The sequence below is a fragment of the Haladaptatus sp. CMAA 1909 genome, assembly GCF_043952005.1.
Lineage (GTDB): Archaea > Halobacteriota > Halobacteria > Halobacteriales > Haladaptataceae > Haladaptatus.
On sequence record NZ_JBIOAV010000001.1, the window covers coordinates 1,879,210 to 1,893,343 of the forward strand.

The 14,134-nt window shown below is 64.7% G+C and carries 11 protein-coding genes; 6 read left to right on the forward strand and 5 right to left on the reverse strand.

All coding sequences use genetic code 11. The features are described from left to right. The first annotated feature begins 117 nt into the window (after positions 1-117). Both katG and ACGYLY_RS10375 read left to right on the forward strand, forming a co-directional pair. Positions 118-2,265 carry a catalase/peroxidase HPI gene (gene katG, locus ACGYLY_RS10370; RefSeq protein ID WP_395281709.1) on the forward strand — a complete coding sequence of 716 codons (2,148 nt, stop codon included), beginning with the start codon at positions 118-120 and terminating at the stop codon, positions 2,263-2,265. Positions 2,266-2,430: 165 nt separating this feature from the next. After that, the gene (locus ACGYLY_RS10375; protein ID WP_395281708.1) at positions 2,431-4,257 is read left to right on the forward strand and encodes a S9 family peptidase; all 1,827 of its coding nucleotides are present in this window, start codon (positions 2,431-2,433) and stop codon (positions 4,255-4,257) included. Here the strand turns inward: ACGYLY_RS10375 and ACGYLY_RS10380 are convergent. Beyond that, positions 4,244-5,224, reverse strand: a complete 981-nt coding sequence (locus ACGYLY_RS10380) for a WD40/YVTN/BNR-like repeat-containing protein (protein WP_395281707.1) — start codon at positions 5,222-5,224, stop codon at positions 4,244-4,246. The two genes, ACGYLY_RS10375 and ACGYLY_RS10380, sit on opposite strands and share 14 nt — an antisense overlap. A 110-nt stretch (positions 5,225-5,334) precedes the next feature. On the opposite strand from ACGYLY_RS10380, the gene ACGYLY_RS10385 reads away from it, so the two are divergent. Beyond that, a complete protein-coding gene (locus tag ACGYLY_RS10385; protein ID WP_395281706.1) occupies positions 5,335-6,531 on the forward strand; it encodes an MFS transporter in 1,197 nt (398 codons plus the stop codon). A 39-nt stretch (positions 6,532-6,570) separates the two neighbouring features. Here the strand turns inward: ACGYLY_RS10385 and ACGYLY_RS10390 are convergent, their stop codons facing one another. Then, a complete protein-coding gene (locus tag ACGYLY_RS10390; RefSeq protein WP_395281705.1) occupies positions 6,571-6,768 on the reverse strand; it encodes a 30S ribosomal protein S17e in 198 nt (65 codons plus the stop codon). Between the two features lie 155 nt (positions 6,769-6,923). On the opposite strand from ACGYLY_RS10390, the gene ACGYLY_RS10395 reads away from it, so the two are divergent. Then, a complete protein-coding gene (locus tag ACGYLY_RS10395; RefSeq protein WP_395281703.1) occupies positions 6,924-7,688 on the forward strand; it encodes an NAD-dependent epimerase/dehydratase family protein in 765 nt (254 codons plus the stop codon). Between the two features lie 33 nt (positions 7,689-7,721). Here the strand turns inward: ACGYLY_RS10395 and ACGYLY_RS10400 are convergent, their stop codons facing one another. Continuing rightward, positions 7,722-8,054, reverse strand: a complete 333-nt coding sequence (locus tag ACGYLY_RS10400; protein WP_395281702.1) for a hypothetical protein — start codon at positions 8,052-8,054, stop codon at positions 7,722-7,724. Between the two features lie 79 nt (positions 8,055-8,133). Beyond that, positions 8,134-10,014, reverse strand: coding sequence for a glycoside hydrolase family 15 protein (locus tag ACGYLY_RS10405; RefSeq protein WP_395281701.1), 1,881 nt, complete (start codon positions 10,012-10,014; stop codon positions 8,134-8,136). Between the two features lie 138 nt (positions 10,015-10,152). On the opposite strand from ACGYLY_RS10405, the gene ACGYLY_RS10410 reads away from it, so the two are divergent. Both ACGYLY_RS10410 and nucS read left to right on the forward strand, forming a co-directional pair. Continuing rightward, positions 10,153-10,665: a DUF6735 family protein gene (locus ACGYLY_RS10410; protein ID WP_395291141.1), complete on the forward strand. Its 513-nt coding sequence runs from the start codon at positions 10,153-10,155 to the stop codon at positions 10,663-10,665. After that, positions 10,665-11,438 (forward strand): endonuclease NucS, encoded by a 774-nt coding sequence (gene nucS / locus ACGYLY_RS10415; RefSeq protein WP_395281699.1) that lies wholly within the window; start codon positions 10,665-10,667, stop codon positions 11,436-11,438. The genes ACGYLY_RS10410 and nucS overlap by 1 nt, the downstream gene beginning before the upstream one ends. Before the next feature lie 12 nt (positions 11,439-11,450). On the opposite strand, the gene mutS is transcribed toward nucS, so the two are convergent. Further along, positions 11,451-14,099 carry a DNA mismatch repair protein MutS gene (gene mutS, locus ACGYLY_RS10420; RefSeq protein ID WP_395281698.1) on the reverse strand — a complete coding sequence of 883 codons (2,649 nt, stop codon included), beginning with the start codon at positions 14,097-14,099 and terminating at the stop codon, positions 11,451-11,453. Positions 14,100-14,134: the final 35 nt, after the last annotated feature.

The following is a 14,134-nucleotide window of genomic DNA, read 5'->3' on the forward strand; positions in this document are numbered from 1 at the left end:
AATGTCCGAGGACACACCCAAACACGGCACGGGAGAATTCGATTACGAAAGAGAGGACTACCATCGCTTCGAGACGATGGCACAGTTCGACACCGAGGACGTTCGGGGGGTCGCCCGATGACGCTCGGGTCCAACCACGACTGGTGGCCGGACCACCTGAAGGTCGAACTCCTCGACGAGAACGAGCGTGACGTCGGACCGCTCGACGAGGAGTTCGACTACGCCGAGGCGTTCGAGTCGCTCGACCTCGACGAGGTGAAGGCGGACATCGAGGACGTGATGACGACGTCCCAGGACTGGTGGCCGGCCGACTACGGCCACTACGGGCCGCTGTTCATTCGGATGGCGTGGCACAGCGCAGGGACGTACCGCACGTGGGACGGCCGCGGCGGCGCGTCCGGCGGACGCCAGCGTCTCGCCCCCATCAACAGCTGGCCGGACAACGTGAACCTCGACAGGGCGCGCCGACTGCTCTGGCCTGTCAAGCAGAAGTACGGCCGCGCGCTCTCGTGGGGCGACCTCATCGTCCTGACCGGCAACGTCGCGCTGGAGTCGATGGGATTCGAGACGTTCGGCTTCGCCGGCGGCCGCGAGGACGCCTTCAAAGGTGACGACGCCGTCAACTGGGGTCCCGAAAATGAATGGGAAGGTGCCTCCCTCGACCGCTTCGACGAGGAGGGCGACCTCGAAGATCCGCTCGGTAACACCGTGATGGGCCTCATCTACGTGAACCCGGAAGGCCCGCAGGGCGAACCGGACACCGAGGGGTCGGCTCACAACATCCGCGAGACGTTCGGAAACATGGCGATGAACGACGAGGAGACTGTCGCGCTCATCGCGGGGGGCCACACCTTCGGAAAGGTCCACGGCGCGGACTCCGGCGACCACCTCGGCCCCGACCCCGAAGCCGCACCCCTCGAAGAACAGGGTCTCGGCTGGGATAGCAACCACGGCGAAGGGAAGGGTCCGGACACCATCACCAGCGGCATCGAAGGGCCATGGACCACCGCGCCGATCCAGTGGGACATGGGCTACATCGACAACCTGCTCGACTACGAGTGGGAAGCCCACAAGGGTCCCGGCGGCGCGTGGCAGTGGCGACCGGTCGACGAAGAGGCAAAGGGAACCGTCCCCGACGCCCACGACTCCGACGAGTCGGTCGACCCGATGATGCTCACGACCGACATCGCGCTCAAGAGGGACCCCGACTACCGGGAAGTCCTCGAACGTTTCCAGGACGACCCGGCCGCGTTCCAAGAGGCCTTCGCGAAGGCGTGGTACAAGCTCATCCACCGCGACCTCGGGCCGTCGTCCCGGTTCCTCGGTCCGGAGGTCCCGGACGAGGAAATGATATGGCAGGACCCGCTGCCCGAAGCCGACTACGACCTCATCGGAGAGGACGACGTCGACGAACTCAAGGGGAAGATTCTCGACTCCGAACTGTCCACCTCCGAACTGGTCAAGACCGCATGGGCGTCGGCGTCGACGTTCCGCGGCAGCGACAAGCGCGGGGGCGCGAACGGCGCGCGTATCGGCCTCGAACCGCAGAAGAGCTGGGAAGTTAACGAGCCGGAACAGTTGGAGAGCGTGCTGACGACCTTGGAAGGGATTCAGGAGGACTTCAACAGTTCGCAGTCCGACGGGACGAAGGTGTCGCTCGCCGACCTGATCGTTCTGGGCGGCTCCGCGGCCGTCGAGAAGGCGGCTGCCGACGCCGGATACGACGTGGAAATCCCGTTCGAACCGGGACGGACGGACGCCACGCAGGAACAGACCGACGTCGAATCGTTCGACGTGCTCAAGCCGGACGCCGACGGGTTCCGTAACTACCTCGGCGGGGAGCACGACCGCAAGTTGGAGGAGATTCTGGTCGACGAGTCGGAACTGCTGAACCTGACCGCGTCCGAGATGACGGTGCTGCTCGGCGGCATGCGCACGCTCGGCGCGAACTACGAGGACAGCGACCTCGGCGTCTTCACCGACGAACCGGGGACACTGACCAACGACTTCTTCCGGACCCTTCTCGGCATGGACTACGAGTGGGAACCGGTCTCGGAGGACGAACGGGTCTTCGAGCTTCGCGACCGGGAGACGGGCGAAGTCGAGTGGGAGGCGACCCGCTTCGACCTCGTCTTCGGTTCGAACTCCCGACTCCGAGCCGTCTCCGAAGTCTACGGTGCCGACGACGGCGAGGAGAAGTTCGTGAGCGACTTCGTCGACGCGTGGAGCAAAGTGATGAAACTCGACCGCTTCGACCTCGAGTAAACGGGTCGCGAGTCGTCGGTGACGGCTCTACGAACCGACGTGCCGATATTTTTCTCGCGCCGTTCGCGCGTTTCCGCTCTCGATTTTGCGCACGAAGATATAAGAGTCAATACAGAACTGCGCTTCGGGAAAGGTTGATATTCCGACGATACACATTCGTATTCGATGACAGGAGAGTTTTCCCTCGAAGCCCTTGCACGCCTCCCGGAGTTCAACCATCCGGCGGCGTCACCCGACGGCGAACGGGTCGCCGTCTACTACGACGACACCGGCCGCAACGAACTCCACGTTATCGACGTGGCGTCCGGCGAGATGCGGCGGGTGAGCGACGGCGAGGTTCCGCGAAACGCGCGGCATCCGTTCATGTGGGCACCGGACGGCGAACGCGTCTACTTCCATCTCGACGATTCGGGCGACGAGCAAAACGACATCTGGGAGATGGACCTCGACGGCAACGCCGCGCCGGTCGTCGAGGACTCCGGACAGTGTATGCTCACCGACGTTCACGACGGGAAACTGCTCTACGTGAGCAGCGTCGGCGGGCAGATGAACCTCTATCGCTACGACCGAGAAACCGAAACGAACGAGCAACTCACGGAGTACGAGTTGGGCGTCTATTTCGCCTCCTACGGTCCCGACGGCGACCGGATGGTCTACATGTCCAACGAGTCGGACGACCTGAGCAACATGGACGTGTACGTCGCCGACGCCGACGGATCGAACCCGCGGAACCTCGAACTCGGCATCGACGGCAGCGAGAGCCACTTCGAGGACTGGTCGGCGGACGGTACGGAACTCCTCGTCTCGGACAACGCGGACGACAAGACGCGCTGTGGAATCTACGACTTCGAAACGGAGTCGGTCGAGTGGTTCGGCGACGGCGAGCACGTCGAGGAGGCCGTCGCGTTCCTCCCCGACGGAAACGGCTTCCTCGCGCTTCGGACGCGCCGTGCCGCCGTCGTTCCACTGGTGTACGACGTCGACGGAACCGCGACGGAACTCGACCTGCCGACGGGCGTGGCGTCGTTCCCCGAATACGGTGACGCCGCCCTCCTCGGCGACGGGCGCGTACTGGTCGAGCAGACGACGCCGACACAGCGCCCCGCCCTGCTCGTCCACGACATCGAATCGGGCGAAACCGAAACGCTCCTCGAACCGGTCTACGACGACGTCGACCCCGAGTCGTTCACCGACGCGGAGTACGTGACGTTCGAGTCGCACGACGGAACCGAAATTGGCGGCCTGCTCTACGACTCCGGCAAACGCCCGTCCAAAGCGGTCGTGAAGGTCCACGGCGGTCCGCCGGTACAGGACCAGCGGAACTTCAAGCGGCGGACGCAGTTCTTCCTGAACCGCGGCTACACGGTTCTCGAAATCAACTATCGCGGGTCGGCGGGTCGCGGACGCGAGTTCAAAGAGCGACTCATCGGCGACTGGGGCGGCGGCGAACAGGACGACGTCGCCGAGGGGGCGCGATGGCTCCGCGGGGAGGACTGGATAGACGAGGACGCACTCCTCGTGTACGGCGGGTCCTACGGCGGCTACAGCGCCTACTGGCAGATGGTCCGGTACCCCGAACTGTACACCGCGGGTATCGCGTGGGTCGGCGTCACCGACCTCCACGACATGTACGAGAACACGATGCCGCACTTCCGGACCGGACTGATGGAGAAGTACCTCGGCGATCCCGAGGAGAACCACGACCTCTACCGGGAGCGAAGTCCCGTCGAATACACCGAAAACCTCGGTTCGCCGCTCCTGATGGTTCACGGCGTCAACGACCGTCGGGTGCCGGTTTCGCAGGCCAGACTCTTCCGCGACGCGCTGGAAGAAGACGGCTTCGAGGAGGGCGAAAACGGCGACTTCGAGTACGAGGAACTCGGCGAGGAGGGACACGGCAGCACCGACATCGAACAGAAGATTCGGTCGATGGAACTCGTGGCCGACTTCCTCGACCGTCGGGTGGCGAAGGAGGACGTCAGCGCCCGCTGACGACCGCCAATCCGCGCGCCGTCGTCCGCTCGAACTCGGTCGGCCATTGCTCGACTACTTCCTCCCATGTCGTCCCTGCGTCCTCGGTTCGGTAGATGCCGCGGTTGTTGACGGCGTACAGTTCTCCGCCAGAGTCGCCCGACTGGAAGACGGTACGGGTGACGCCCTCTCCGGTCGGAAGGCCGTCCAATCGTTCCCACGATTCGCCGTCCCGCTTCCGCGATACGATGGAGTTCGCGGAATCGACGTTGTGGGCGGTTCGCGGCCCCGTCGCGCTGGAGAGGAGGACGGTGTCCGGGTCGTCCGGTACGAGGGCGACGCTCCAGCAGTAGCGACGGTCGAGACCCTCCTGCGGGTACTCCCACGTCTCGCCGCTGTTTTCGGATTCGGCATAGCCGTCCCCGGCGGCGGACCAGACCTGCCCCGGCGCGTCGGGATGGGTCGTCAGGGAGTGGTTGTCGATGCGGGCGGTCGGCACCTTGTCCTCCCAGGTCTCGCCCGCGTCGTACGTCTGGACGAGCGCTCCCGCTTCGATGCCGACATAGAGGTGGTCCGGGTCGTACGGGTCGGGTTCGATCCACCGGACGTGGTGGGTGTGGGGGCGGGGCGGAAAGGACCAGTTCGGTTCGGAGGGAAGGTCGGTCAGTCCGGCGCGGTGGTCCCACGAGTCGCCGCTGTCCGTACTTCGATAGACCGCACTGGGTTCCGTGCCGACCCACATGGTGTCCGGGTCGGAGGGGTCGACGGCGAGCGACATCACCGACTCGGGAATCGTCCCTTCGCCGACCGACTCGAACGAGTCGCCGCCGTCCTCGCTTCGGAAGAGACCGGCGTCGAACGTGCCACAGAAGACCCGTTCGGCCGTCGCAGCGACACACTGCAAATCGTGGTCCGTCAACCGAACGGAGGAGGTTCCGCTTTCATCGAGGACGAGCAGGCCGTTTCGCATCGCAGCGTACAGTCTCATGGATAGTATTACGTCTTCCACCCGCCTGAATCTGTGGATATAGTGGCAACTTTTCTACAGGAACGCGTTTCAGGAAACGGTTTACCGTCCCTCGTCCGAACACCGATTCGATGTCTCGCCTTTCGGCCATCCACAAATACTACTGCTACCAAGCGACCGTCTCGTTCGGATTCTTCTCGCCGATATTCACCCTCTTTCTCCTCTACCGAAACCTCGATTATACGCAAATCGCGCTGCTGAGTACGCTGTACACGACGCTGACCGTCGTCGGCGAGATACCGACGGGCTACGTCGGGGACCGAATCGGTCGCCGGGACAGCCTCGTCGTCAGTTCGGTCTGCATGACGCTCTCCGTCCTCGGCTTCGTCGTCGCCCGCTCGTTTCCCGCGCTCGCGGTGCTGTACGTCCTCTGGACGCTCGCACTCGTCTTCCGCTCCGGGAGCGACGACGCGTGGCTCTACGACCACCTCCGCGCCGAACTCGACGCGGACGGGTTCGCCCGCGTCCGCGGCCGTGGCACGGCCGTCAATCGCGTGGTGACGGTCGTCACGGTACTCGCAGGGGGCGTACTGTACGAACTCGACCCGCGATTGCCGTTTCTCGCCTCCGGGGTGCTGAACGGCGCTGGCGTAGTCGTGCTGTTGGCCCTGCCGCGAAATCGAGGATACGGCGACGCCGACAGGGGCGACGTGCTGTCTCCCACCGACGCGGTTCGCGTCATCCGTCGTCACCTCTCGGTTCCCCCGCTTCGGTCGTTCGTGGTCTACGTGGCGCTGTTCTTCGCCGCGGTTGGGGTGGTAGAAAGCTACGTTCAACCCATCGCGACGGGACCACTCGGGTTTCCCGTCGAACTCATGGGGCCGCTGTACGCCGGATTCACGCTCGTCTCCGCGGGAGTGAGCTACTACGCCGGGGCGATAGAGGAGACCGTCGGACTCCGAACGACGACCCTACTGGTTCCCGTACTCCTCTGCGTCTCGTTCGTCCTGCCGGTGTTCGCCCCCCTCCTCGCTCTTCCGATGTTCTTCGCCCGAACGGGGTCCAACACGCTCCTCCGGCCGCTGGTCAATCAGTACATCAACGACCACTCGGAGTCGGTCGGACGGGCGACCGTCCTCTCCGCCGCGTCGATGGCCTACGCGGCGCTACGGCTTCCCCTCACCCTCGTCGGTGGGTTCGTTGCCGACGCGTACTCGTCGTTGGTCACCGTCGCTCTCGTCGGCGTCGTCGTCCTCGTCGGACTCGCACTGGTCGCCCTCAGGGAGTCGCCCGTCATAGCGAGGACGGAAACGACCAGTACGTCGTGAAAAAGCGAGTCGAACGTCCTCGATGATGCGTGATTACTCTCACTCGACGACACGCGGCGGTTCCCCGTCCCGCCTCGTGATGTACCCCGCGATTTTGTTACGGACGCTCTTCGAATCGACGTTCGTCAGGACGGTCACGCTCTCCTTGTTGCGGTCGAAGTCGTCGGTGAACGCGTTCGGGTATCGCTCCAACAGGATACCGCCCACTTTCTTCACGTAATCTGGTTGGACTGGCATTGGAACGTCGTCAACCCACTCCGGCAAAACCGTTGGGGTGCCGCCGCGACCGGAAAACGGGGTGAAATCGTCAGTCCGATGGACTGCACCACCCGTTGATTTTTCGACCCGACCGGCCGAGGATTATAGGGTCATCGGGAACCAACGTCGCTGACGTGACACGAATCGCAGTGACGGGTGCCGGCGGCAACGTCGGGAGGGAGTCGCTTTCCGCCCTCGAAGAGTTCGACGTGACGCCGGTCACCCACAGCGAACACGACGACATCGACAGCGTCCTCTGTGACGTGACGGACTACGACGCGCTCTCGGATGCGTTGTCAGGTCACGACGTTGTGGTACACCTCGCCGCGAACCCGTCACCTGATGCGGACTGGCGGAGCACCGTGGACGTGAACATCGAGGGGACGCGGAACGTCTTCGAAGCGGCGCGCGAACACGGGATTCGGCGGGTCGTCTTCGCCTCCTCGAACCACGCCGTCGGGATGTACAACGCGGCGGACAAGACCGAAACGGAGACCATGACGTCCGACACGGCCGAACCGATATACCACGACGACCCGCCGCGCCCGGACTCCTACTACGGCGTGAGCAAAGTGACCGGCGAGGCGCTGGGAACCTACTACGCCGACCGCTACGGTATCGAAGTCGTCAACCTCAGAATCGGCTGGCTCATCCCCGAGGAGGAGCTTCGAGAAACGCAGGACGAACCGGAGGAATACGCCCGATTCGCCCGCGCCATGTGGCTCAGCCCGCGGGACTGTCGCGACGTGATTCACGCCGCCGTCACGGCGGATCTCCCGGAACCGACCGTCACCGCCCACGCCACTTCCCGGAACGACGAGCGATTCCTCTCGCTCCTCTGGACAGAGCGTGCGTTGGGCTACCGCCCACGGGACAACGCGGCGGAAGTCCTCGACTGAGGGCGTTCACGGATACGAAACCGACCGACTCGGTCAGCGAACGCCCGTCAGCCGTCGGCTGAGCCACGTCACGACGACAGCGAACAGGTAGTACGTGATGAACAGTCCGGTTTCCCACAGCAGTTTCCCGCCGCCGAAGACGCCGTCGAGGGCGTAGACCGCGTTTTCCAGTCCCCACGGAGCGTCGTAGAGGAAGAGCATCACCAGATACGACGGGATGAACAGAAGCCGCCAGAGGAGGGAGCTGTAGATGTCGAGGACGGCGGGCAGTTGCGACGTGAGCGCGAGGAAGGCGAACAGGAGAAGCGTCGGACGGGCGAACCACACCGACGGTGTCGGTGCGGTCGGTAGCGGTGATTCGGCCATACCCGACCGTACGTATTCGAACGGCTTTACGTCGCGTTCGGTCGGCCACGACAGGGGCTGTCGTGGCCGACAGCCCCGTTCAACGCTCCTCCATTTGCGGTGGACCGTCGGACTGCCGTCGTGCGCCGATGGTTTTCGGATGGGGGTTCTCCCCGCGTTCCGCCATGCCGAGATACAGCGCCGCGTTGACCAACCCGACGTGACTGAACGCCTGCGGATAGTTCCCCAGCAACCGCCCCGACTCCGGGTCGATTTCCTCGGCGAGGAGGCCGAGCGGGCTCGAGTGGTCACAAACCGATTCGAACACGTCGCGGGCCTCCTCGACGCGTCCCGAGAGGGCCAGCGCGGAGACGAGCCAGAACGAGCAGATGACGAAGGTTCCCTCCTCCCCCGGCAGGCCGTCCGTGCCGTTGTAGCGACGAACGAGGCCGTCGTCGTCCGCTTCGAGGCGGTCGCGGACGGCGTCGATGGTGTTCTGCACCCTGTCGTCGTCGAACGGGAGGAAGCCGACGATGGGAATCAACAACGCAGTGGCGTCGAGCGATTTCGAGTCGTATGACTGGGTGAAGCTCCCGACTTCGTCGTCGTATCCGCGTTCGAGGAGTTCGCCGCGAATCATGTCGCGCGTCTCCTCCCACTCCGCCGTCGGAGCGTCGAACTCCCACTCGTCGGCGATTCGAAGGCCGCGGTCGATGGCGACCCAGCACATCACCTTCGAGTGGACGAAGTGGCGAGGGCCGCCGCGGACCTCCCAGATTCCCGCGTCGGGGTCGTCCCACACGTCGCAGACGTGTTCGACGATGCCGCGAATCGCGTCCCAGTCGTGGGACGAGAAGTCGTCGGGTTCGGCGGTTTCGAATATCGCCAAGAGGAGTTCGCCGAACACGTCGAGTTGTCGCTGATCCTTCGCCGCGTTGCCGACGCGAACCGGGGTCGAATCGCGGTAGCCCGAGAGGTGGTCGAGCGTTCGCTCCGTCAGTTCGGGGTCGCCGTGCAGTCCGTACAGCGGTTGGAGTTGGGTCGGATGCTCGGCGTGGCTGAGGTCCAGAAACCAATCGAGATACGCGTCGGCCTCGGCGGTGTGGCCGAGGTTGGCGAGCGCCTGAATCGTGAACGCGGCGTCGCGAATCCAGCTGTAGCGATAGTCCCAGTTTCGTACCCCGCCGGGGTTCTCCGGGAGCGAGGTGGTCGGTGCGGCACAGATGGCCCCCGTTTCGCGGTGGGTGAGCAGTTTGAGCACCAGCCCCGACCGAATCGCGAGGTCGTGTGCCACTCCGCTGAACGTACAGACGTCCGCGCAGGAATGCGCCCAGTCGTGCCAGAACTCGACGGTTCGATGGAGTCGTTCCTCACAGTCCTCCGAGACCGCCTCCCTCGTCTCCTCGTGGGACAGCACGAACCACGTCGATTCGTCCGCCGACACCGACCACGTGGCGCGCGCCGTCGCTTCGTCCACCTCGAACCTGACGCCGCCCGAGAGAAAGATGAACTCCCCGTCGTCCGTTCCGCCGCCATCGTCGGTACCTCCGTCCGTAACTCGAATCCCGTTCTCGACGGACTCCACGAACGTCTCCCCGCGGGCGTAATCGAGTCGTGGCTCGAACGTCAGTTCGAGTTCGACGCTCCCCTCGACGGACGCCACCTTGCGGTAGACGGCACGCTCCATTCCGTCCTCCCGAACGGGCATGAAATCGAGGACGCGCACCGTGCCAGAAGCCGTCTCGAACGTCGTCCGCAACACGTTCGTTTCGTCCAGATACGACTGCTCCGATTCGAACGGGTCGGTGGGCTGAATCCGCCAGTAACCGCCGTCATCGGCGTCCAAGACGCTCGCGAACGCGCTCGGTGACTCGACGTGGGGCATGGGGAGCCACTCGATTTCGCCCTCGTCGTTCACCAGCGCACAGGTCTCCAGATTGCCGATGAGTCCGTACCGTTCGAGGGAGGGGTAGCGAGTCACCGTTTCGCACCTCCGAAAAACTGTGCCATACTGATAATTCGACCGAGAAGCGAATTGAAGCTTTGGGCGGATCGCCGTTCATATTCGGGCCGTGTCGGCGTACGTTTTTATGCGATGACGGGGGCACTCCGAGCCACCGTGGGACACCGAGCACTCGTCGCCTACGAGCGACCGGACGGCCGCTACGACCGCCACTACGCCCATTGGGGTGCGACGGACTTCGCACTACGCCACGAAATCGCGGCGGAAACGCCGTTTGCTGACGGCAACGGAAAACGAAACCCGAACCGATGGACCCCGGCCATCGACCCGACGCCCCGAGGACGGGCGCTGTCGTTCGAGGATGCCGCCACGTTCGACTACCGGGCGTACGAGGCGTTCTACGTCGTCTCTCTCGCGTGGGTCGTCACCGCGTTCCTCCCGCTGTGGTTCGGCACCTCCACTGACGACGACCCGCACGCTGGCGTCCTCGTCGCGGTGGATTCCGAGCGCGATGCCGAACGCGCCCGTCGGTGGTTTCGCGCGACGAGAGCGGTAGTTCGGGACATGGTTCGTCGCGAGACCCTCGACGAACCGGAGGCACACGACTATCTCGACGCTCGCGTCATCGAGTGGACGGGGGGTCGTCGGGAGGTGGTTTCCGTGCGCTGATGGCAATCGGTTTTTATCCGACTACCATCTACCATCCGGCAGTGACGCAGACGAACGACACGGACTCCGCCACGCTTCGACGGCCGACGCACGGCGAGGCGCTAGCACACGTCGAGACGGCCGTGGAACGAGGGGACCTCGTGACCATGTTCGGCCGTTGTACCGTCGACTACGACGGACGCGCGGAGAGCTATCTCGGACCGGGCGACCGCCTCGTCGTCCTCAAACCCGACGGAACCACGCTCGTCCACACCGAGGAGGGACAGAAACCGGTGAACTGGCAACCGCCAGGCGGCATCCTCGCCGCCGAACTCGTGGACGGACAGCTCCGCGTCGGCAGTCGGCGAACGAACCCCAGCGAATCGCTCGAAGTCCAGTTCGAACGCCTCGTACAGGTATCGGCGTTCGACGTGGCCGACGCGAAGGAGCTGTCGCTCGCGGGAACAGAGGAGGACCTCCGCCGGCGAATCTTGGACGACCCGGACCTCGTGGAATCCGGGTTCACGCCGCTCGCAACCGAGCGCCAGACGGCGGCGGGTGCCATCGACATCTACGGCAAGGACGCCGACGGGATCACGATGGTCGTCGAACTCAAGCGGCGGCGCGTCGGTCCGGATGCGGTGGGGCAACTCCGGCGCTACGTGGACGCCCTCCACCGTGACCTGCACGCAGAGGCCGAGGTTCGCGGCGTCCTCGTCGCACCGTCGGTGACGGAGCGCGCCCGCAACATGCTCGCCGAAAGCGGCTTGGAGTTCGTCCCGTTGGAACCGTAAAACAGCGATGTCTCAATCCAACCGCCCTTTCAGCCTATCGAGCAGTTGCAACGCTTCGAGCGGCGTCGTATCGGCGACGTTGGTCCGTCGGAGTTCGGCCAGTACGTCGTCCGAAGCGGCCGAGGCGGATGGAGAGAGGGCGGAGTCGGTCGAGTCGGTATCTCGGGAATCGGAACCTCCCTCCGCCGCATCCACACCCTCGCTTTCGGCCAGCAACTCCTTCGAGCGTCGGATGACCGACTCCGGAACGCCCGCGAGTCCCGCGACTTCGACGCCGTACGACGCCATCGTCGCGCCTTCGGAGATGTGATGCTCGAAGACGACGTCGCCGTCCCGCTCCGTCGCGCCGAAGTGGAGGTTCGTGGCGTTCGGAAGGTCGGCGGCGACGGCGGTGAGGTCGTGGTGGTGGGTGGCGAATAGCGTCTTCGCGCCGATTTCGTCGTGGACGTGTTCCGTCACTGAGCGGGCGATGGCGAAGCCGTCCGTGGTGCTCGTTCCGCGACCCACCTCGTCCAACAGAATCAGCGAGCGGTCGGTCGCGTCGCGGAGGATGTCCGCGAGTTCGGTCATCTCGACCATGAACGTCGAACGGCCGCCCGCGATGTCGTCGCTCGCGCCGACGCGGGTGAACACGCGGTCCACCAGTTCGAGGTGGGCTTCGTCGGCGGGCACGAAGCTGCCGATCTGTGCGAGGATGGAGACGAGCGCGACCTGCCGCATGTACGTCGATTTCCCGGCCATGTTCGGCCCGGTGATGACCGCGAGCGTGTCGTGGTCGAGGTGGGTATCGTTCGGCACGAACGAGGATTGGGTTCGCTCGACGACGGGATGGCGGCCGTTTCGAATCTCGATTCCCTCGGGAACGATTTCGGGGCGCGAGTAGCCGTGCTTCGCGGCGACTTCGGCCAGCGCGACGAGGGTGTCGAGTTCGGCCAGCGTCTCGGCGAGCGACTGCACTCGTTCGGATTCCTCGGCGACGGCCTCGCGAACTTCGCAAAAGAGGTCGTACTCCAACTCGTCGGCGCGCTGTTCGGCGCGGACGATTTCGTCCTCGCGCTCCTTGAGTTCGGGCGTGTAGAACCGCTCCGAATTTTTCAGGGTCTGCCGTCGCGTGTAGTCCTCGGGTACCTTGTCGAGGTTCGGGTCGGTGACTTCGATGTAGTAGCCGTGGACCTGATTGTAGCCGACCTTGAGCGATCCGATGCCCGTTCGCTCGCGTTCGCTCGCTTCGAGGTCGTCTATCCACGCTTTGCCCGAGCGTTCCGTCTCTCGGAGGGAGTCGAGCTCGTCGTCGTAGCCCGACTTGATGACGCCGCCCTCGGTGATTTCGATGGGGGGCTCTTCGGGAACCGCGCGGCCGATTCTGTCGCGCACGTCGTCCATCTCGTCCAGATTCCCGTGGAGCCTTCGGAGCTTTGACGATTCGACGCCCTGCATTGCCTCGGCGATGTCGGGCACCACGTCGAGCGTCGCCTTCAGCGAGCGCAAATCGCGGGCGTTGGCCCGACCACGCGAGACGCGGGAGATGAGGCGTTCGATGTCGTAGACGTTCCGAAGCAGGTCGTGGACCTCCTCGCGTGCCTGCACCGATGTTGTCCACTCCTCGACGGCGTCGAGTCGGTCCTCGATGCGGTCGCGTTCCAGCAGGGGTCGGCGAAGCCAATCCGTGAGTTTGCGGCTCCCGAGGGCGCACGCCGTTTCGTCCAAAACGCCGACGAGGGTGGCCTCCTCCTGACCGTGGACGGCACGGGGGGAGAAGAGTTCGAGGCTCGTGAGCGCGACCGCGTCCAACAGCATGTACGAGCGCGGGTCGTAGCGCGTGAGGTGGTTGAGATAGTCGAGTCGGGTGTCCGCGACGTTTTCGCTTCCGTCCTCGTCAACTGCCCCTTCGCCGCCGCGGACGTACTCGGCGTAGGAGAGGAGCGCGCCGCAGGCCCGGATTTCGGCGTCGGTGGCAAGCAACCGGTCCGGCGGGCCGAAGTAGTCGGAAACGAGGTCGCTCGCGCCGTCGATGCCGAACGTGGCACCTTCGTACTCCGTCACCATGCAGTCCGCGTCGAACACGTCGGGCGTCGGCGTATCGTTCGCATCGAACGCGGGGGCGACGATGGCTTCCGTGGGCGCGAACCGCTCCACTTCGTTACGGACTTCGCCCTCGGTTTCGACCGTCGTCGCGTAGAAGTCCCCCGTCGAAACGTCGAGGACGGCGAGGCCGTAGCCGTCGTCGTGGGCGAGGCTGGCGACGAAGTTGTTGTCGTCGCCGTGGAGCAGTTCGTCCTCGGTCAGCGTGCCTGGTGTGACGACGCGGGTAACAGCGCGTTCGACCACGCCCGAGGCGTCGGCCGGGTCCTGCACTTGGTCCGCGACCGCGACTCGATAGCCCGCCTCCAACAGCGCCTCAATGTACGATTCGGCGTTGTCGATGGGGATTCCGGCCATCGGATACGTCCCCGTGTTGTCCTCGCGTTGCGTGAGCGTGATTTCGAGAATCCTCGAACAGCGCTCGGCCGCCTCGCAGAACGTCTCGTAGAAGTCGCCGACCTGAAACAGTACCATCGAATCGTCGTACCGGCGACACAGCTCGAAGTACTGACGCATCATCGGCGTCAGCTCGTCGCTGTGTTCGGCCATCTTCTCGGGTGCCCCCAGCGCCGCGTCCATGGGTGAGACCCAGTCCCCGCACGGCAATAAGCCAC

Coding starts and splice junctions, on each gene's coding strand:
- katG (WP_395281709.1), top strand. CDS start 118: ATGACGCTCGGGTCCAACCACGACTGGTGGCCGGACCACCTGAAGGTC.
- ACGYLY_RS10375 (WP_395281708.1), top strand. CDS start 2,431: ATGACAGGAGAGTTTTCCCTCGAAGCCCTTGCACGCCTCCCGGAGTTC.
- ACGYLY_RS10380 (WP_395281707.1), bottom strand. CDS start 5,224: ATGAGACTGTACGCTGCGATGCGAAACGGCCTGCTCGTCCTCGATGAA.
- ACGYLY_RS10385 (WP_395281706.1), top strand. CDS start 5,335: ATGTCTCGCCTTTCGGCCATCCACAAATACTACTGCTACCAAGCGACC.
- ACGYLY_RS10390 (WP_395281705.1), bottom strand. CDS start 6,768: ATGCCAGTCCAACCAGATTACGTGAAGAAAGTGGGCGGTATCCTGTTG.
- ACGYLY_RS10400 (WP_395281702.1), bottom strand. CDS start 8,054: ATGGCCGAATCACCGCTACCGACCGCACCGACACCGTCGGTGTGGTTC.
- nucS (WP_395281699.1), top strand. CDS start 10,665: ATGGCAATCGGTTTTTATCCGACTACCATCTACCATCCGGCAGTGACG.
- mutS (WP_395281698.1), bottom strand. CDS start 14,099: ATGGACGCGGCGCTGGGGGCACCCGAGAAGATGGCCGAACACAGCGAC.